The 19542-nt window shown below is 60.3% G+C and carries 19 protein-coding genes; 8 read left to right on the top strand and 11 right to left on the bottom strand.

The window, feature by feature from the left end; genetic code table 11:
* Window positions 1-54: 54 nt before the first annotated feature.
* Complete coding sequence (locus GGD50_RS10895; RefSeq protein ID WP_107108539.1) at window positions 55-960, top strand: DMT family transporter; 906 nt, start codon at window positions 55-57, stop codon at window positions 958-960.
* A gap of 16 nt (window positions 961-976) precedes the next feature.
* Here GGD50_RS10895 and GGD50_RS10890 read toward each other — a convergent pair whose 3' ends face one another.
* The 8 genes from GGD50_RS10890 to GGD50_RS10855 all read right to left on the bottom strand — a co-directional run bounded on the left by GGD50_RS10890 (window position 977) and on the right by GGD50_RS10855 (window position 7852).
* Window positions 977-1501 (bottom strand): GNAT family N-acetyltransferase, encoded by a 525-nt coding sequence (locus GGD50_RS10890; protein ID WP_107108295.1) that lies wholly within the window; start codon window positions 1499-1501, stop codon window positions 977-979.
* Between the two features lie 6 nt (window positions 1502-1507).
* On the bottom strand, window positions 1508-2836 hold the full coding sequence (locus tag GGD50_RS10885) for a bifunctional folylpolyglutamate synthase/dihydrofolate synthase (RefSeq protein WP_107108296.1): 1329 nt from the start codon (window positions 2834-2836) through the stop codon (window positions 1508-1510).
* Window positions 2837-2976: 140 nt separating this feature from the next.
* Window positions 2977-3738, bottom strand: coding sequence for an ABC transporter permease (locus GGD50_RS10880; protein ID WP_107108297.1), 762 nt, complete (start codon window positions 3736-3738; stop codon window positions 2977-2979).
* The gene (locus GGD50_RS10875) at window positions 3735-4661 is read right to left on the bottom strand and encodes an ABC transporter ATP-binding protein (RefSeq protein WP_107108298.1); all 927 of its coding nucleotides are present in this window, start codon (window positions 4659-4661) and stop codon (window positions 3735-3737) included. The genes GGD50_RS10880 and GGD50_RS10875 overlap by 4 nt, the downstream gene beginning before the upstream one ends.
* A 404-nt stretch (window positions 4662-5065) precedes the next feature.
* The gene (locus tag GGD50_RS10870; protein ID WP_107108299.1) at window positions 5066-5320 is read right to left on the bottom strand and encodes a hypothetical protein; all 255 of its coding nucleotides are present in this window, start codon (window positions 5318-5320) and stop codon (window positions 5066-5068) included.
* A 118-nt stretch (window positions 5321-5438) separates the two neighbouring features.
* Window positions 5439-5882, bottom strand: a complete 444-nt coding sequence (locus GGD50_RS10865) for a DUF1801 domain-containing protein (RefSeq protein WP_210318803.1) — start codon at window positions 5880-5882, stop codon at window positions 5439-5441.
* A gap of 75 nt (window positions 5883-5957) precedes the next feature.
* Window positions 5958-6425: a DUF1801 domain-containing protein gene (locus tag GGD50_RS10860; RefSeq protein ID WP_107108301.1), complete on the bottom strand. Its 468-nt coding sequence runs from the start codon at window positions 6423-6425 to the stop codon at window positions 5958-5960.
* 167 nt (window positions 6426-6592) lie between these two features.
* Window positions 6593-7852 (bottom strand): extensin-like domain-containing protein, encoded by a 1260-nt coding sequence (locus GGD50_RS10855; RefSeq protein WP_107108302.1) that lies wholly within the window; start codon window positions 7850-7852, stop codon window positions 6593-6595.
* A 233-nt stretch (window positions 7853-8085) separates the two neighbouring features.
* On the opposite strand from GGD50_RS10855, the gene GGD50_RS10850 reads away from it, so the two are divergent.
* The 5 genes from GGD50_RS10850 (at window position 8086) to GGD50_RS10830 (ending at window position 12621) form a co-directional block, all read left to right on the top strand.
* Window positions 8086-8475, top strand: a complete 390-nt coding sequence (locus GGD50_RS10850; protein ID WP_107108303.1) for an acyl-CoA thioesterase — start codon at window positions 8086-8088, stop codon at window positions 8473-8475.
* Window positions 8476-8478: 3 nt separating this feature from the next.
* Entirely contained in the window at window positions 8479-9069 is a 591-nt protein-coding gene (locus GGD50_RS10845) for a hypothetical protein (RefSeq protein ID WP_107108304.1), read from the top strand.
* 188 nt (window positions 9070-9257) lie between these two features.
* Window positions 9258-10850, top strand: a complete 1593-nt coding sequence (locus tag GGD50_RS10840) for an SEL1-like repeat protein (RefSeq protein ID WP_107108305.1) — start codon at window positions 9258-9260, stop codon at window positions 10848-10850.
* 94 nt (window positions 10851-10944) lie between these two features.
* Window positions 10945-12126 (top strand): SEL1-like repeat protein, encoded by a 1182-nt coding sequence (locus GGD50_RS10835; protein WP_107108306.1) that lies wholly within the window; start codon window positions 10945-10947, stop codon window positions 12124-12126.
* 96 nt (window positions 12127-12222) lie between these two features.
* Window positions 12223-12621, top strand: coding sequence for a tetratricopeptide repeat protein (locus GGD50_RS10830; protein ID WP_107108307.1), 399 nt, complete (start codon window positions 12223-12225; stop codon window positions 12619-12621).
* 117 nt (window positions 12622-12738) lie between these two features.
* On the opposite strand, the gene GGD50_RS10825 is transcribed toward GGD50_RS10830, so the two are convergent.
* Window positions 12739-13674, bottom strand: coding sequence for a phytanoyl-CoA dioxygenase family protein (locus tag GGD50_RS10825; protein WP_107108540.1), 936 nt, complete (start codon window positions 13672-13674; stop codon window positions 12739-12741).
* Between the two features lie 105 nt (window positions 13675-13779).
* Window positions 13780-14133 carry a DMT family protein gene (locus tag GGD50_RS10820; protein ID WP_107108308.1) on the bottom strand — a complete coding sequence of 118 codons (354 nt, stop codon included), beginning with the start codon at window positions 14131-14133 and terminating at the stop codon, window positions 13780-13782.
* Between the two features lie 234 nt (window positions 14134-14367).
* On the opposite strand from GGD50_RS10820, the gene GGD50_RS10815 reads away from it, so the two are divergent.
* Complete coding sequence (locus GGD50_RS10815; RefSeq protein ID WP_107108309.1) at window positions 14368-14880, top strand: hypothetical protein; 513 nt, start codon at window positions 14368-14370, stop codon at window positions 14878-14880.
* Window positions 14881-15022: 142 nt separating this feature from the next.
* On the opposite strand, the gene GGD50_RS10810 is transcribed toward GGD50_RS10815, so the two are convergent.
* A complete protein-coding gene (locus tag GGD50_RS10810; protein ID WP_107108310.1) occupies window positions 15023-16273 on the bottom strand; it encodes an MFS transporter in 1251 nt (416 codons plus the stop codon).
* A 287-nt stretch (window positions 16274-16560) separates the two neighbouring features.
* Between GGD50_RS10810 and uvrB the strand changes: the two genes are divergently transcribed.
* On the top strand, window positions 16561-19521 hold the full coding sequence (gene uvrB / locus GGD50_RS10805) for an excinuclease ABC subunit UvrB (RefSeq protein ID WP_107108311.1): 2961 nt from the start codon (window positions 16561-16563) through the stop codon (window positions 19519-19521).
* Window positions 19522-19542 lie beyond the last annotated feature (21 nt).

The raw sequence follows: 19542 nt of genomic DNA, 5'->3' as shown, positions 1-19542 counted from the left end.
TTGAACGCTAGGCATGATGCATATGCCATCACAGATCTCGAAAGTTCGACCGTCATGTCGCCAACCAAAACCAACACGACGACGGAGCTTTTGCTCCTGCTCCTGCTCGCGACCTTGTGGGGCGCCTCCTATACTTTCATCAGGATCGGCGTAGCGACGATTCCGCCGATCACCCTGATCGCCGCGCGCACGCTCATCGCCGGCTGCGTACTGTTTGCAATCGTGCTCTGGCGCGGGTTAGAGCTTCCGCACGATCCCGCCACATGGCGGCGCTTCCTCATTCAGGCCTGTTTGAACAGCGTCATTCCCTTCACCCTGATCGCCTGGGCCGAGCGAACGGTGGATGCCGGTCTGGCGACCATACTGAATTCCACCACACCGATCTTCACCTTCCTGCTGGCGGCGACCCTGCTGCGCAATGAGCGCGTCACCGCACGCAAGCTCTTTGGTATCGCGGTCGGATTGACGGGCATCTGCTTCATCATCGGCGTCGACGCGTTGAACGGTTTCGGCCAGCAATTGCCGGCACAACTTGCCGTGATCGCGGCATCGATTTGCTATGGCGGTGCCGCTCTGTTCGGCCGCAATTTCAAGGGCCTCGATCCGATGATGCCTGCAGTCGGCTCGCTTCTTTGCGGCGCCGTCATCCTTATTCCGATCAGCCTCGTTGTGGATCAGCCATGGACGCTTGCGCCTTCGACGGCGTCGATCGCCGCTCTCTTCGCGCTTGCGATCCTGTCGACTGCCCTTGCCTTCTCGATCTATTTCCGGCTGATCCAGACCCTTGGTTCGATCGGCACGACGGCGCAAGCCTACCTGCGCGTCCCGATCGGCGTCGCGATCGGTGCCGTCTTCCTCGGCGAGCCCTTGACCCCGACCGCCGGCATCGGGCTGGTCTGCGTCATCATCGGCGTAATGGCCATGACGATGACACCCCTAAGGAAAGCCGCGCAGGGATGAACGGGCCGGCTCGAAGCTAGATCAACAACGACAAATCGTCCCAAACGAAGATGATGTTGTCCGAGCGCCAAATCGGGCCGGGATCGATATAGCGTCCTGCCATCCGTCCGCCCAGCGACCAGTAAAACGCGATTGCCGGTTCGTTGCCGGCAACGACGCCCAGGGCGGCGCCGGGATAGTGGAGATCGGCAAGATGCCGCGCCAGTTCCCGCATCAAACGACGGCCGAGGCCCTGACGTTTCAGGGAGGGATCGATGTAGAGAGATCGTATTTCCCCGCGCCCTTCGAAGAAGACATACGACGGTGCACCAACCGCGCCGATGCCAACCAGCCGATCGCCTTGCTCTGCAAGCAGCACCAATTGATCACGGCCGGGCTCGGCCAATGTCGCCGCCCATCTGGCTTGCCGATGGGCCTCATCGAGCCTGCGAAAAGCCTCGGGGGATGCCAACGTCCGATAGGTTTCTCGCCATACGGTGACATGCAGATTGGCCATCGCTGCCGCATCTTCGGGAAGAGCCGATCGAATATTGACGTCCATCCTCGATCAGCCGCCTTTCAATAAGACGCTTCGCAGCGCTCCCACAAGATAGAGCGACCCGGTCACGAGAACCCAGCCGTTATTCTGCGCCGCCATCGCCGCGGCGCGGTCCAACGCCTTTCGCACATCAGGCTCGGAGTCGCACGCCATTCCCATGGAGGTTGCCACTGCCTCCAGCTCATTGGCCGGATGAAACCGGCCGGCCCCACCCGCTTCCGTGAACAGTGCATAGGCAGCGTAGCGAGACAGCACGGTCAAGAACCCAGTGGCATCCTTGTCGGACCCCAGCGCAACAATAGCGATACACCCGCCGCTGAACTCGCTATCGCGGCTGATATCCCGCAAAACGGCCTCGATATTGAATGGAACATGCGCGCCATCCATCACCATCGGTACCGTTCGCGGAGCCGCGTTCGGAGCTGCGGGCAGTTCGAAGGCAAACCGCTCCATTCGTCCCGGCAGATGCGCGCTATCCCTGACCGCCTGATCAAGCAGCCGTGCACTGACTGGAATGTCTGGTTGAGCACCGTCGCGCACGCATTCACCACGCTGTCCCAAATAATCCAGAACTAGGCCGGCCAATGCAGCATTCCGGTCCTCTATCGTTGCATCATCGGGAAAATCAGTGCGCAATACGGGACAACCAAGCTCGTCTGCGCGCTGCTGCACAACCTGGCCCGCAGCATCGGAGACAGGAAGTGTCGTCGCGAGCGCCGCGCCGGGCTTCAATATACCCACCTTCTCGCGGGCGATCGCCTCGCGTGTGCTGCCGAGGATCTCCGTATGCTCGAGCTCGATATTGGTGACGACGGCGACCTCGCCAAAGACGATATTGGTGGAGTCCAGCCGGCCGCCAAGCCCGACTTCCACAACCACCCAATCCAGACCGGCGTCTCGGAATGCAAGAAAGGCGGCAGCCGTGATCACGTCGAACCATGTGGCGTCTTCGCCGGCCGTCGCTTCCCGCTTTGCAGACTCGTAGCAATCCAGCGTCTGTTCCACTGCGCTCGCCAGCGCATCGTCTTCGACCGCTCGGCCCAAAACGCTGATCCGCTCGTTCACACGGTCGACATGCGGCGAGCCATAACGACCGACCTTCCATCCTACATGCAGCAAGGCAGCCTCGATGAGTGCAGAAACGGACCCCTTGCCTTTGGTCCCGCCGACATGAATGGCGCGGAAACTTTTGTGGGGGTTACCTAGCCTCTGCATGAGATCGAGGATCGGGTCGAGACCGACACGCATCTCTCCGCGCGGCTTACGCTCCCAATTGGTCAGCAGATCGAGGCGCGAGAGGACATCAGATAGTGAACGGGGCTGGGGGATTGTGGGCATGGAACACCTGCAGCAAGGCTCGCATTGGTCGCCCAGGCGCGCGGCTTGCCATCTTGTTTCGCCAGTGACGTGGACATCAAATCTATGAACCGCGGAGATGGCGATTGCAACCCATGTGCTTGCGGGAAAGCGCCTATCAATCAGTTCCTTAACCGATATCCCGTTTTGAAAATCCACCCGAGGGTCGCCAGGCAGATCAAGAGGAAAAACGTGATCATCGCAAGGCTCAGCACCGGGTTGACGTCGGCGATGCCAAAGAAGCTCCAACGGAAACCACTGACGAGATAAAGAACAGGATTGAGGTGACTGACGGCCTGCCAGAAGGGCGGCAGCATGTTGATGGAATAGAAGCTGCCGCCAAGGAAGGTCAGCGGCGGCACGACCAGCATGGGAATAAGGTTGAGCTGCTCGAAATTCCCCGCCCAAATGCCGATCATGAAGCCGAACAGGCTGAAGGTCACCGCCGTCAGCACGAAGAACAGGATCATCATGAATGGATGTTCGATGGTGATGTGCACAAAGAAGTTCGCCGTCAGCAGGATGATCAGCCCGATCAGCATCCCCTTGGTCGCAGCAGCGCCGACGTAGCCAAGAACGATTTCCGTCATGGCGACGGGTGCGGAAAGAACCTCGTAGATCGTGCCGGTGAACTTCGGGAAATAGATGCCGAAGGAACCGTTGCTGATGCACTGGCTAAGCAGCGTCAGCATGATCAGGCCCGGTGTGATGAAAGCCCCGTAGGATACGCCCTCCACCAGTTGGATGCGCGAGCCGATCGCGGCGCCGAAGACGATGAAATAGAGCGAGGTGGAAATGACCGGCGAGACGACGCTCTGCAGCAGCGTGCGGCGCGTGCGGGCCATCTCGAACGCATAGATGGATTTGATCGCCTCGAAGTTCATTTGTCTTCTCCCACCAGCGATACGAAGATGTCTTCGAGCGAGCTCTGCCGCGTCGACAGGTCTTTGAAATGAATACCCGCGGCCGCCAGACGCGACAGCAAGGCGGCAATGCTCGACTGCTCGTGTTCGGCATCGTAGTCGTAGATCAACGTCGTGCCATTCGGCCCCAGCGACAGGCCATTGCCATCGAGATGATGCGGAACGGCATCCAGTGGCTGCAAGAGATCGAGGATGAGCTGTTTGCGGCCGAGCTTGGCCATCAAGGCCTTCTTCTCTTCCACCAACAGTAGCTTGCCGCCATTGATGACGCCGACACGGTCGGCGATCTCCTCGGCTTCCTCGATGTAATGCGTCGTCAGGATGATGGTGACGCCGGAAGCCCGCAGCCGCTCGACGACGTGCCACATATCTTTGCGCAGCGTCACATCGACGCCCGCCGTCGGCTCGTCCAGGAAAAGGATCTCGGGCTCGTGCGACAGCGCCTTGGCGATCAGGACGCGCCGCTTCATGCCTCCGGAGAGCTGACGCAGCATATTGTCTCTCTTATCCCAGAGCGACAGGTCACGCAGCACCTGCTCGATATGCGCGGGATTCGGTTTCTTGCCGTGCAGGCCGCGTGAAAAGCTGACTGTGTTCCACACGGTTTCGAACTGATCGGTCGTCAGCTCCTGCGGCACAAGGCCGATCATGGTGCGCGTGGCGCGGAACTCCTTGACGACATCGTGACCGCCGACGGTCACCGTGCCGCCGCTCGGATTGGTGATTCCGCAGACAATGGAGATCATCGTCGTCTTGCCCGCGCCATTCGGCCCGAGCAGCGCCAGAATCTCGCCTTTCTCGACGTCGAGATCAACGCCCTTCAGTGCCTGAAACCCATTAGAATAGGTTTTGGTAAGATTACGGATGGAAATGATCGGGGCCATGATGGAGGCGAAGTCCGGCTTTTCTGGTTAGTTTTGCGGCGTTTGCCCGCTATATAGCCGTGTCTGAGGCTTTTATCACCCAGCCGAAATGAAACACTGTGTTCGCCCAAAGGAAAGAACCAGACAACAGGCTGTCATTAAACCGTGACCTTCCTCGGGCATATCTTCCCTAGGTGAGCAACGACTGTCGCACTCCGCCCAACGCCTCTTGGCGACAGCGTCGGCGCCGATGATATTTGCAGATTGATTGCCTTAGCATTCATATTGCATGCGCCATTGCGACATAGAATTCTTTTTCTGGAGCCAGCAAAGATCCCCTGTCGTTGCTGTGCGCCACTCCAGCCGGCCCTGCGCCGGCTTTTCTTTTGCCGGCGATCGATCCCCAACTACCAGGCGCCCACCAACTACCAGGCACCGTTGACGCCGCAGCCTGCCGGCGGCAGGGTCTTGTTTTCGAAGCGCGCCTTCAACATCTCGCAGCCCTTTTCACGTATCGGGCCTGGCATCATCGAGTTAAGGCCGATGCCGACCTCATCGAACGGATCGTTGGCATAGGCAACATAGGCATACCAGCGCCCGCCGATGACAAGAACGATCGCAATGAGAGCGGCGACCAAGGCCTTCCCCAGGCCTCTCTTCCTTCTCGGCGCTTCTTCCATAAACAACTCCCCCACTTTGGCTGGCACGGTTATAGGGAACTACAAGAATGCAGGTAAATGCAACTTCTTGCCCACAGGATTCCGCAGTGAGCCATTGCGATTTTTCTCGCAACGCTCCTCAAGCGCTTTTTGATTTTTTCTGAGAGCGGGCCGGACGAGCGGCACGCGCCGCCGTATTCAGTGCCACCGCCGCGCGAATGAGTGCCTTCAATGCCTCTTCATCGATCTTGTCGCCCTCGTGGAAATCGATGGCACGCCTAGTATTGCCTTCCATGCTGGAGTTGAAAAGGCCTGATGGGTCCTCCAACGAGGCGCCCTTAGCGAAGGTCATCTTCACGACATTCTTGTAGGTCTCGCCGGTGCAGATGATTCCATCATGCGACCATACCGGGACCCCTCTCCACTTCCACTCCTCGACCACTTCGGGGTCCGCTTGCTGAATGAGAGTTCGGACCCGAGCGAGCGTTTCGCCCCGCCAATCACTCAGCTCCTTGATTCTTCCATCTATCAGAAGAGAGGGAGAGTCCTCTGCCGTTCCTTCCTTCGGATCACTCTTCGCCATGCTTGTCGTCGCTTTCTTAATGGATATCGTCCCCCTGTCATTTGAGCATACAACACGCTTATGCCGCAGTGCCCATCACATTCGTTCGCCGGATAATTGGCTGGCTTGCTTTATCCAGGCAGCAAGCTGAGCTTCGTCAAGCTGATCGCCCTCGTGGATGTTGAGATAGCGCGTGTCGTTGCTCTTGGAATCGCCGGGAGGGACGGGAGCGAGCGACGTGCCACGGAAGAAGGCAACTTTAATGTATTTCGTGAAGCAATGGATACCGAGGAACCAGCCTTGGCCTTCCATCCCATAGAGCGGCGAGTTCCATTTGACCGCCTTCTGCACACCCGGAACGGTGCGCTCGATGAGCGCATCGAGACGGCGGCCGACGTCGCTTTTCCAGTCCGGCATGGCGGCAATATAGGCCTGTACGGGGGCGTCACCCTCACCCTTAGCGATCTGCGGATTGCCACCTGCAAGAAGAGTGGCGCCAGCGTTGCTCGGCTTGGCCGTCTTCTCCGCGACTTTCTTTGACCTGATGGACGTCTTCTCAGTCATTGCGTTCACTCCATCGATAGACGGACAACTATCAAGATTGCTTGATTTTGTAACGGCGACCTGCTCGGCGTAGTGGCAAACACGCTCGAGATAACAGCTTCTGCGACAACTAGCCTCCCAACCAACGCATTGCCACTATTTGCAGTTCCCGCAAGGTAAGATCTGCATCACAGGCTGCAGTAACGCCGCCCGCCCCTGCGATCCCTCAGATCGAAGTGGAAATGGTTCCAGTGTTCGGCGTTGCTGCCGGGGCCGAGCACAGTGTCGAAATAGTTGCAGCTATCGCTGCGCACCGCCTTCAGAAGCCGGCCCTCACGGAAGGAGAACAGCCCCTTCTTGCGGACATCGATGACGTGTCCGTTTTTCAGGACGAAGGTGCCGACGTCGATGGCATTGCCATGGGCATGTTCCGACATCGGATTGTAGCGTTGCCGGCTATTGTTCATCCGGCGGCAGGAATAACCGCCGAGTGGCACGATCGTGCCGATACCCGTCCAGTAGCGCGTACGGGCCGCCGGGGCCAATTCGTTCTTCACCCATTTTGCAAAGGCAAGCGTTACCTGACAGTTCAATGTCACCGCCGGCTTGACGGCGATATTGCCAGAAAGTCCGCTCAGCGAAACCGGGTAAGGAACCTGGCAGGCCGGGCCATCGGAAATCGGCGGCTTGTCGTTGTAGACGACGCCCATGCGCTGCAATTCCTGCCGGCAGGCGATTTCCGAAGCAGGCATGGCACCGCCGGGCGACGATTGCGGCACTTCCTCCTGCTGTTCGATCCGTGGCATTGGGTTGCCGACACGCGGCAACATGGCGACCTGCACGTTGGGTTGCTGCCGGCGGATCGGCGACTGATTGAGTTCAGCCTGAGCGCTCGGGCGTTGAATAATGGAGCGATTGGCCTGCACGGGCGTATCCGAGCCGATCCCGTCGACGACAGGCTGATCGGTTTCGCCCTCAGCAATATTCTGCCCTTCCTCCTGCGCCAGTCCAACGACCGGTCCGGACTGCGCTTCCTCGCTTGGTCCAACGCCAAGTTCCGCATCCATATTGACGCCCTGAGAGGCCGCATCCGACTGCTGTGCTAAGCCCTGTTCGACGTCCGTGGTCGTCACAGCCTCATTGGCACCAGCCATCGGCAAGCGGCCCTGTTTGGCGGCGGCAGAGGCAGGCATCTTCGCGGCACTCTGCCGGCTGCCGGAGAGATTGTAGGTATTGGCGTAATTGGCTGAGGCGGAGTTAACCGGAGCTTGGTCACCTTGGTAGGTGAACTGCCGCTGCGCCATGCTGCGATGTGGCTTGATCGAGCCGACACGGGCGCTGCTGTCGATGTTCGACGGCGGTACGAGGCTATCAGCCGTGCAGGCGACCAGCGCCGACGACATGAGCAGCGGCAGGACAGCCCGCCGTAGAAAGGACAAATACGCCATACTCCAGATCCGCTCCTGCTGCCCCAGCCACGGTCGGCAACTATTACGAATCTTAAATAAAAACGGTGAATGAATGCTTACCGCCCCACGAAAGCGGGACATTCGCGATGGTCAGAAAAAGCGTGAGGCATTCGAAAGAGCTGTTGTCGAGCGCAGACGAAGCCTTCCCCATCGAGATTCGATTGCGTAGGCTGAACGCCGGAATCAAAGTCTTTGTCGATTGGAGCGAATGAATGAACGACAGCGTCAAGCCAAGAGGCGAATTGACCTTGCGCACGCTGGCCATGCCCGCCGACGCCAATCCTGCCGGCGACATCTTCGGCGGCTGGGTCATGGCGCAGATGGACTTGGCGAGCGGCATTCGCGCCGCCGAGCGCGCGCGCGGGCGCGTCGTCACCGCCGCCGTCAAGGAAATGGCTTTCGAACTGCCGGTGAAGATCGGCGATACGCTGAGCGTCTATACCTATATCGAACGCGTGGGCCGAACCTCGATCACGCTCATCGTCGAAGCCTGGGCCCATCGCTCGCGTTACGCCAAGCTGGAGAAGGTCACGGCCGGTACGTTCATCATGGTGGCGCTTGATGAGAACGGCGCGCCGAAGCCGGTTCCCGCGGAGAGCTGATGGATGGAGGCTGCGCGGACGCCCGAGGTCTACGTCTATATCAGGACGGTCATGAGCATGGTCATCGGCCTCGCTCTTGCCCAGCTCCTGACACGCCTCGCCGGTTTCGTGCAATCGCCTGGCAAGCACCGCGTCTATCTGGTTCATCTCGGCTGGGTACTATCGATGTTCCTGTTCATCATCCATTTCTGGTGGTGGGAATATCGGCTGCAGTCCGTCGCGGAAATCAATTTCGGCGTCTATCTTTTCCTGATCTGCTTCTGCTGCCTGTTCTACTTCCTCTGCGTGCTGCTGAATCCTCCCTCGATTGAGGATTATGGCGGTTTCGAAGAATATTTCATCTCACGTCGCCGCTGGTTTTTCGGCCTGCTCGCGGTCACCTACGCCGTCGACCTCATCGACACATTATTGAAGGGCGAGACCTATTTCCGGTCGCTCGGCTGGGAGTATCCGACCCGCAACGTCGTTTACATCGTCCTCTGCATTATCGCCGCCATCACCGCCAATCGCCGTTTCCAGGCGGTGTTCGTGTCGATCGGGCTGATCTACCAGATTAGCTGGATTTTTCGGCTGTACGATGTGCTCCCGGGATAGAAGCAACCAGCCATGCAGGGAGCGATACCCATATTTTGCTGCATTCCAAGCATGAGAACGGCAACGGTGCCGACCGGACCGATATCGGTAAAACGACTGCCATCTCCATGCTGTACACCCATTGACCAGAACTATCCCGCATTGTTCAGTGCGGCCGAATATTAGCTTGCGGACGGGAGGGCGCGCTTTTGAAGATCAACAGCTTTGCATTTGGATTGGCGCTCGCTCTTTCGCTCGCTCCCTTTGCCTATGCCGATGATCCCGCGCCAAGCCCCGACGACACGACGATCGCGCTGAAATATTGGGTACAATACGCAAAAGATGGCAATCCGGCCGCCCAATATGGCCTCGGCTATCTCTACGCCAACGGCCAGGGCGTCGAGCATGACGATGCGCAGGCTGTCGATTGGTATCGAAAGGCGGCAGCGCAGGGCAACGCCAAGGCTGAATACGCCCTTGCCTACATGTATTCCAACGGTCGCGGCGCCGACAAGGATCTGGCACAGGCAAATGCCTGGTACCGCAGAGCCGCCGAACAGGGCAATGCAGACGCGCAATATGCCCTCGGCTATTCCCTCGCCAACGGCCGCGGTTTGGATATCGACAACGCACAGGCGGTCGGCTGGTACCAGAAATCCGCCGCGCTCGGCCAACCGCAGGCCCAGTATGCGCTCGGCTACATGTATTCACACGGCATCGGCGTCCGCGAGGACGATACGATGGCGCTCGCCTGGTATCGCAAGTCGGCCGATCAGGGACGCGGCGATGCACAATATGCGCTCGGCTATATGTATGATAACGGCCTTGGCACGGCCGCCGACCTAAGCCAGGCGATAGAGTGGTATCAAAAATCAGCAGATCAGAGCGATTCCCAAGGCGAATATGCGCTCGGCTATGCCTATGCCAACGGCCGAGGCGTCGATCAGGACGATGCCCAGGCCTATTCCTGGTATAGGAAATCCGCCGAGCAGGGCCGCGCGGACGCGCAATACGCGCTTGGTTACGGCTTCGCCAACGGCCTCGGCGTTCCCCAGGACGATAAGCAGGCGCTGCAATGGTACCGCAAATCGGCGGATCAAGGCCGTGCCGATGCGCAATATGCCGTCGGCTACTCCTACGCTAATGGTCAGGGCGTTCCGGTCAATGATGATATCGCGGTCGAATGGTATCGCAAGGCGGCCGACCAGGGAGATGCCCAAGGCGAATACGCTCTCGCCTTCATGCATGCCGGCGGCCGCGGCATCGCCAAGGATTATGGCAAGGCATTGCAATGGTACCGCAAGTCCGCCGATCAGGGCCGTGCCGATGCGCAATATGCACTCGGCTATATGTATGACAACGGTCAGGGCACAGCTTCGGACAAGAACGAGGCGGCGGCCTGGTACCGCAAATCGGCCGACCAGGGCAATTCGGAAGGGCAATATGCCCTTGCCTACCTCTATCACAGCGGCGACGGTGTTCCCAAAGACGACGGCCAGGCCGTCGACCTCTTCCGCAAGGCCGCCGAGCAAGGCGACGCCCGCGCCCAGTATGGCCTGGGATATATGTACTACAATGGCTACGGCGTGGCGAAGGATACCAACCAAGCCTCCGATTGGTTCCACAAGGCAGCAGATCAGGGCCTGCCGGAAGCGCAACATGGCCTGAGCTACATGGCAGCCGATGGGGGCGGTCTGATCAAGGATGTTGGCCCGGAGGGTCAAGAGCCCGTCAAAACGAATGGCCAGAGCGACGAGCCAGGCTGGGTCCTTCTCAAGGTGCTGACGACGCTGTTGCCATAGTCCTATAACTCCTGCGTGCAGCAGCGCCTTGCGCGCTCGCCCGTGGCGTTGTTTAGTATTCACATAAATGAGATCACAGGTTGAGGAGTCTAACGTGCGTTTCAAGAGGGCGGCCATCGGATTGCTTTTTGCGCTGGCATCCATCGGCATCGCGCATGCCGATCGAGGACAGGACGCCTATAACCGAGGCGACTACAAGGCGGCGCTGGACTACTGGCGCCCGCTCGCGAGCAAAGGCGACGCCGCGGCGCAATTGAAACTCGGCGAAATGTACGAGGAAGGCGATGGCGTCGAGAAGGATCTCACCCAGGCGCTCAACTGGTATCGCAAGGCTGCCGATCAGGGCAATGCCGAGGCGCAGTTCAACGTCGGGACGATGTATGACGAGGGCGAAGGTGTCGCAACGGACGACGCCCAGGCCGTCGTCTGGTATCGCAAGGCCGCGGAACAAGGCTATCGCGATGCGCAATACAATCTCGCTTTGATGTACGACAATGGCGAAGGCGCGGCTCAGGACAGAGCGCAAGCTTTTGTCTGGTACAGCAAGGCAGCCAAGCAGGGCGATGCAGATGCACAGTTCAATATCGGCGTCATGTACGACAACGGTGACGGCGTAAACCAGGACAAGGGCGAGGCCGTCGCCTGGTATCGCAAATCCGCCGACCAGGGTAACGCCGACGCGCAATACAATCTTGCCATCATGTACGACGAGGGCGACGGGGTGCCCCGCGACGATGCCCAGGCTTTAGCTTGGTACCGCAAGTCCGCTGACCAGGGAAAAATCGAGGCGGAATACAATCTCGCCGTCATGTATCGCGACGGTGAAGGCGTCCCCAAAAACGGCAATCAAGCCGTCTTTTGGTTCCGCAAGGCGGCCGATCAAGGCGACGCAGAGGCGCAATATAATCTCGGCGCCATGTATGCCGATGGCGACGGAATTGCTGAAGACGACGTTGAGGCCCTTGCCTGGTTCCGCAAGGCGGCGGATCAAAATGACGTCGAAGCTGAGTACAATCTCGGCGTGATGTATCGCGACGGCGAAGGCGTTGCCAAAGACGGTCTCCAGGCCGTCGACTGGTTCGAAAAGGCGGCCGCGCAGAACTATGCCGACGCTGCCTACAACCTCGGCGTCATGTATCGTGACGGCGATGGCGTGCCGGCGAATTGGGCAAAATCCTTCGAATGGTTCCGCAAGGCAAAGACCATGGGTCACAACGACAATGAGCCCGATGACAATGAGGAAAAGCCGCTGCAGAAAAAGACCATCCGGATTTGAAATGACCGGATGAACGAAGTCTCTGCCAGCCTTGCGCTGACAAGCAGCTATGCTTAGGTCTTGCCGGAACGGGAATCATGGATGGGAGATCGCCGGATGCGGCTCAGACAGATAGGCCTCGGACTGACGCTGGCACTTTCGATCGCTTTCCAAGCCCATGCCGAAGACGGGCAAGCCGCCTTTGACAAGGGCGACTATGCCAGCGCCCTCGCCCAATGGCAGCCTTTGGCAATCAAAGGCGATGCAGCGTCGCAGGATGGCCTCGGCAGTCTTTATGCGCTCGGAAAGGGCGTGCCGCAGGACTATACCCAGGCGATCGCGTGGTTCACCAAAGCCGCCAATCAAGGCCTGCCCAAGGCACAATTCCATCTCGGCTACGCTTATCTCCGCGGCGATGGTGTAACCAGAGACCGTAACACGGCGATAGGCTGGTTCCAGAAAGCCGCTGCCCAGGGCTATGCGCCGGCACGGGGTATTCTCGATCAGATGAATTGAGCCGGAGCGCTCGCATCTAGAGCGGTTCAGCGTTTCACGGAATCGCTTTCCCGCTCTATCCCTTTGTTTTGACGCATTCCGGACGGAAAACCGCTGCGCACTTTTCTTGGAAGTGCTCTAGAGCATATCCCCCAAGCTCCAGTGATTGCCCCAGCGGGCGTCGATTTCGTCCTCGACATTCTGATAGCGGATGTCGGTCGAGAGGCGCAGGCGGCCCTTCGGATCGCGATTGGTCGTGGACGCATGGATCATATAGGGGCTGTGCAGCACGATATCGCCGGCCTCGTAGTCGGCAGCGAGCCAGCGCGTCTTGAAGCGCTCCGCCATGTCGGGCAGGTCTTTGGAAACCCAGCCGCCTTCGGTCATGTTCTTGTTGAAGGCGCTGACGCGTTCCTCCGGCGAGAGCGACGCGCTTTTGGCCGCGAACTCCTTCTCCATATCGGTGCCGATCCGGTGCGATCCCTCGAGATAGACGAGGCCGCCCATATCGACCGGGGTGTCGCCGATCGGAATCCAGGCTGTGACGATACGGCTCGTGCCGCCGCGCAGATAGACGAGATCGTAGTGCGCAGGGGTCACGACGCTGGTGTTCGGCCGGGTGAAGCGCATGATCTTGCGCTTGTGCAGATAGGAGATGCCCTGCAGGAATTCGTCCATGAACGAAGCCAGCCGCGGCTGGGTGCAGAAGCCCTCATAGGCCACCGAGCGCACCAAGGCCATTAGCCTCCGGTCGGCCTGCGCCTTGTCAGCCTCCCCCTCCGCAGCGAGGCCGACCATCGGGTCCGAGCCGGGCTGCAGAAGCCCGGTGTCCATCAGATGCGCAAACACCCAGGCGCGGAAATCGAGTACGTCTTGCCGCTTCAGAAATCCCTTGAGCCAGAGATAGCCATGCTGCTGATATTGCTCGCGCAGTGTCGCAATATCAGTCGCGGCGTCGGTCGGTTCGAGATAGCCGAAACGATCCGGCGCCATCGACAAGATCTTGCCGTTCGCCTCCAGCGGCGCCAGCCCCCGCGCCGTTTCATCCAATACCGAACGCAACGAACCCGACATCTCTTCCTCCCGAAACATGCCATTCGCCGGCAGTTCCGCGAAGGCCGAACCGCCAGACGAATCATAGGATGAATGGCGAGCGCTGCCTAGCGGCTTATGCCCGCTTCATCCCCGGAAAATGAAGGAGGCGCCGACGGCGATCAGCGCAAAACCGATGGCGTGGCCCCAGGTCAGATTCTCGCCCAGCCAGAGGACCGAGAAGCCCGAGAACACGATCAGCGTGATCACCTCCTGAATGGTCTTCAACTGCGCCGTCGAATAGTAGCCGGAGCCGATGCGGTTGGCGGGTACGGCCAGGCAATATTCGAAGAAGGCTATAGCCCAACTGCCGAGAACGGCGATCGCGATGGCCGTGCTCTTGTGCTTGAGATGGCCGTACCAGGCGAAGGTCATGAAAATATTGGAAGCAAACAGCATGACGACCGGCCAGATGGCGGCCGGGTTGAGAATAGAGGGCATGGCAAATCCTTTGGGCATAACGAATCGCTCGCACCATGGCCCGGCAGTCCCTGAAAATTCAAGAGCGGAGTGCCGCGCCTAAACGCGGCAGTGAGGTGAATAGGGAAATGGGGCGAATTGGCGGTGGCTGGAAGCGTCGTGCGTTCACAAGAATGTGGGGATTGCTACGTCGGCCGGAGACATGGAAGACTGCGCACATAGTCTCCTGTCCTATCCGCCAAGGAATCGACCTCTGTGATCAAGACATCCGCTGCACTTCCCTCCTCGCTCCCGCCGTCGCTTCGCATGGGATTGTTGGCCGTCGCCTTCGTTCTGCCGCTCTCTCCTCTGCCTATGGCATCCGCGCAAGCCCAAAGCGGGCCTGGCTCCTGCTGGTCGCTGCTGCAGAGCAAGTTCGGTCCGCAGATCGAGAAGTCGGTGAACGAGGCCGACCCTTGCAAGAAACTGCCGGGCGTCGATCACAAGGAGAAATTCGAGGTCAAATCTCTTGATCTCTGCAGCGCAGCCAGTGGCGTGCAGATCAACGCCCGCGCCGATCTCGCCTGCAAATCGCACGGCATCGTCCAGGCAACCGTCAAAGGGCAGTTGGAAGCCTCGGTGACGGTCGACGTCGGGGCCTGCAAGATTACCGATTCACATGTCAGCGTCAGCGGGCCGATCGGCGACCTGATATCCTCCGTTGGCGGAATACAGGAGCTTGCCCGCGGCTTTGCGCAGGCGAAGATTTCCGAGATCTGCGGCAAATAGAGCACTTCCAGGAAAAGTGCGAAGCGGTTTTCTGTCCGGAAAGAGATAGAGCGGGAAAGCGATTCCGTGAAACGCTGAACCGCTCTAGGCTGGAGGCCGGCGGTGATGAGCCGCCGGCCATGCTCCGACGAGGGCGCGGCGATCAGATCGGCATCGCGCTCTGGGGTTCCTCCGTCCCCTTCCCGCCGAAGCGGATACCCTTCTTCTCGAAACCAAACCCGGAGAACAACGCCACGATGACCGCGACGATGATCAACACGATCATCAACGCAAAGGCGTAGTCTCCGTTCCAACGCGCCGCCAGGCCAGCCTGGATCGTTGCATTGCCGGATGCGAGCAGGTTGCCAAGCTGATAGGCGAAACCGGGGAAGGTGCCCCGCACTTCGTCGGGCGACAGTTCGTTGAGATGCACCGGCACGATGCCCCAGGCGCCTTGCACGAAGAACTGCATCAGGAAGGCGCCGATGGCGAGCAGCACTGGCCCAGGCGCATACACCCATAGCGGGGCAATCGGGATTGCCAACGCCGCGGCGATGACGATCGCCCGCCGCCGGCCGATGCGCTGCGACAGGGCTCCGAAGAACAAGCCGCCAATGATCGCGCCGATATTGTAGACGATAGCGATGGCACCGACTGTGTAGCTGCTATATTGCCGCTGCACTTCGAGGAAGGTCGGATAGAGATCCTGCGTGCCGTGGCTGAAGAAATTGAACGCGGTCATCAGAACCACCGCCCACAGGAACAGCGGTAAGTTCTCGCGCAGCACGGTGGCGAACGCCCGTTGCGGCTTTCCCTGCCGCTGCAGGAAAGCCGGCGATTCCTCGACGTTGCGGCGGATATAGAGCACCAGCAGCGCCGGCAGGGCGCCGACCATGAACATGCCGCGCCAGCCGATGATCGGGAACAGCAGGAAGAACACGATCGACGCCAGCAGATAGCCGGAGGGATAGCCGGCCTGCAGAATGCCGGAGATGATGCCGCGCGAGTCTTCGGGCACCGTTTCCATCGTCAGCGATGCGCCGACGCCCCATTCACCGCCCATGGCGATGCCGAAGAGCGCCCGCAATATCAGAAACATCGTCAGCCCGGTCGAAAAGCCGGTGAGGAACTCGAAGATCGAATAAAGCAGCACATCCACCATCAGCGTTATTCGCCGGCCGAAGCGATCGGCGGCTAGCCCGAAGATCAGCGCCCCGATCGGCCGCATGGCAAGCGTCAGGAAGATCGCCACGGAGACCGTCGGAACGTCGGTATGGAACTCATCGGCGATATGTTTGAGAACGAAGACCAATATGAAGAAATCGAAAGCATCCAGCGTCCAGCCGAGATAGGCGGCAATGACGGTGTTGCGTTGCTGTGGAGACAAAGAGCGTAAACTATCCAATGCTGACATCATGGTCCTCCGACCGGATGGCGGCGGCGAGGCGGGCAATTCCGGATGCCGTCGAAGCAAGGGGGGACCCGGCATTTCGCCGGGCAGGTTTGACGCTGCGGCGGGCTTTTCCTCCGGCGCTCACGCAACGAGCCGGCGGATGTCTGGGGCAGCGTCCCGCCAACGTCTCGGCCGCCTTTGGGTTCCATCACATTTTGCGTGATGAGGAGCCGAAAAATCGACGATCCGTTTCCCTTTTGTACTCTTTCCCCCTTCACATCGGCGGTGACTCCCTCCATATTCCGCCCATGGCAAAATCACCGAAAAACTCCCCCGCCCCGACCGGTTTCGAAGAGGCGCCGCAGGCCTCGTTTGAAGGTGCGCCGCTCAGCGGCAGCGTCGCTGATTGGGTCAAGCAGCTCGAAGCGGAGGCCGAGGCCACCAGCGTCGAAAGCCAGCGCGAGATCGCTTCCAAGGCGGGCAAGCATCGGAAGAAGGTCGAGATCGCGGCGTCGAAATCGGCGCGCGGCACCTCCATGGGCGGTTCCACCGACCCCAAAACACGAGCCGCCGCCGGGCTCAATCCGGTGGCCGGCATGGATACGACGCTCGAGGACGCCGTCAATGCCGGCACGGCCGTCACCGCCACGGTCGAGGCACTGTCGGCGCTGATCGAAAGCGGCAATCCGCTGCACAAGAACGGCAAGATCTGGACACCGCACCGCCCTGCCCGGCCGGAAAAATCCGAAGGCGGCATCAGCATCCGCATGGCCTCGGAATACCAGCCGGCCGGCGACCAGCCGACCGCGATCCGCGATCTCGTGGAGGGCCTGGAAAACGGCGACCGCAGCCAGGTGCTGCTCGGCGTCACCGGCTCCGGCAAGACCTTCACCATGGCCAAGGTGATCGAAGCGACGCAGCGCCCGGCCGTCATCCTGGCGCCGAACAAAACGCTGGCGGCGCAGCTCTATTCGGAATTCAAGAACTTCTTCCCGGACAACGCGGTCGAATATTTCGTCTCCTACTACGACTACTACCAGCCGGAAGCCTATGTGCCGCGCTCGGACACCTATATCGAGAAGGAATCCTCGATCAACGAGCAGATCGACCGCATGCGCCACTCGGCGACGCGTTCGCTGCTGGAGCGCGACGACTGCATCATCGTCGCCTCGGTCTCCTGCATCTATGGTATCGGCTCGGTCGAGACCTACACGGCCATGACCTTCCAGATGAATGTCGGCGACCGACTGGACCAGCGCCAGCTCCTGGCCGACCTCGTGGCGCAGCAATACAAGCGCCGCGACATGGATTTCATCCGCGGCTCCTTCCGTGTCCGCGGCGATACGATCGAAATCTTCCCGGCCCACTTGGAGGATGCCGCCTGGCGCATCTCCATGTTCGGCGACGAGATCGACGCCATCACCGAATTCGATCCGCTGACCGGCCAGAAGACCGGCGACCTGAAGTCGGTGAAGATCTACGCCAATTCGCACTATGTCACGCCGCGCCCGACGCTGAACGGCGCCATCAAGTCGATCAAGGAGGAGTTGAGGCTCCGCCTCGCCGAGCTGGAAAAGGCCGGCCGCCTGCTGGAAGCGCAGCGCCTGGAGCAGCGCACGCGCTACGACGTCGAGATGCTGGAAGCCACCGGCTCCTGCCAGGGCATCGAGAACTATTCGCGCTACCTCACCGGCCGCAACCCCGGCGAGCCGCCGCCGACGCTGTTCGAATACATCCCCGACAACGCCATTATCTTCATCGACGAAAGCCACGTCACCGTGCCGCAGATCGGCGGCATGTATCGCGGCGACTTCCGGCGCAAGGCGACACTGGCCGAATACGGCTTCCGCCTGCCCTCCTGCATGGACAACCGGCCGCTGCGCTTCGAGGAATGGGACGCCATGCGCCCCGACACGATCGCCGTGTCTGCAACGCCGGGCGGCTGGGAAATGGAGCAATCCGGCGGTGTCTTCGCCGAGCAGGTCATCCGCCCGACCGGCCTGATCGACCCGCCGGTGGAGGTCCGCTCCGCCCGCACGCAGGTCGACGACGTGCTCGGCGAAATCCGCGAGACCGCCGCCAAGGGCTACCGCACCCTCTGCACCGTGCTGACCAAGCGCATGGCCGAGGACCTGACCGAATATCTGCATGAACAGGGCGTGCGCGTCCGCTACATGCACTCCGACATCGACACGCTGGAGCGCATTGAGATCATCCGCGATCTTCGCTTGGGTGCTTTCGACGTGCTCGTCGGCATCAACCTGCTGCGCGAAGGTCTCGACATCCCCGAATGCGGCTTCGTCGCGATCCTCGATGCCGACAAGGAAGGCTTCCTGCGCTCGGAAACCTCGCTGATCCAGACGATCGGCCGCGCGGCGCGCAACGTCGACGGCAAGGTCATCCTCTATGCCGACAATGTCACCGGCTCGATGCACCGCGCAATGGAGGAAACCAGCCGCCGCCGCGAAAAGCAGATGGTCTATAACGAGGAAAACGGCATCACGCCGGAATCCGTGAAGGCGAAAATCTCCGATATTCTCGACAGCGTCTACGAGAAGGACCACGTCCGCGCTGACATCGGCGGCGTCTCCGGCAAGGGCTTTGCCGATGGCGGCCACCTCGTCGGCAACAACCTGCAGACCCACCTCAACGCGCTGGAAAAAGCCATGCGCGACGCCGCCGCCGACCTCGACTTCGAAAAGGCCGCGCGACTGCGCGACGAAATCAAACGCCTCAAGGCCGCCGAACTCGCCGTCATGGACGACCCGATGGCGCGCGAAGAGGCGAAGAGCATCGAAGGCGGCAAAAGCGGCCGCCCCAATCCTTCGAGGCTCCGGTCTTCAACCTCCGCACCTCAGGATGAGGACGGAGCGAGCGCCGCATCCGGAGGCAGCCCTCATGGTGAGGCGGGAGTGCAACGACCCTCGAACCATCCTGGCGAAACCGGCGCGAGGGCCTCAACAGGTAGCCCTCATGGTGAGGAGGCCCGCAGGGCCGTCTCGAACCACGAGGGCGGGTCACAGCGCTCCTACTTCGCCAAGCCCAACCTCGACGAAATGGGGCCCGGCAGCGACGCCGGCACGCCCCTCTTCCGCAAAAATACGCTCGACGAGATGACCGTCGGCAGGACGGAGAAGCCTGTACTCGGCAAGATGCCGGACAAGCCGATCATTCGGGCAAAGCCGGGCGTCGGGTCCTATGAGGATGCGGTGGATGAGAAGCAGCGGAAGGGTCGCACCAAAGGGAAGACCGGGCGGCCTGGGAAGTAGGCGGCTTCAGTTTTCCAGTCG

The sequence above is a fragment of the Martinezella paranaensis genome (assembly GCF_014200235.1).
In the GTDB taxonomy this organism is placed as follows: domain Bacteria; phylum Pseudomonadota; class Alphaproteobacteria; order Rhizobiales; family Rhizobiaceae; genus Rhizobium; species Rhizobium paranaense.
Note: the sequence above shows the minus strand (reverse complement) of the source record. Positions and strands in the feature narration are given on the sequence as shown.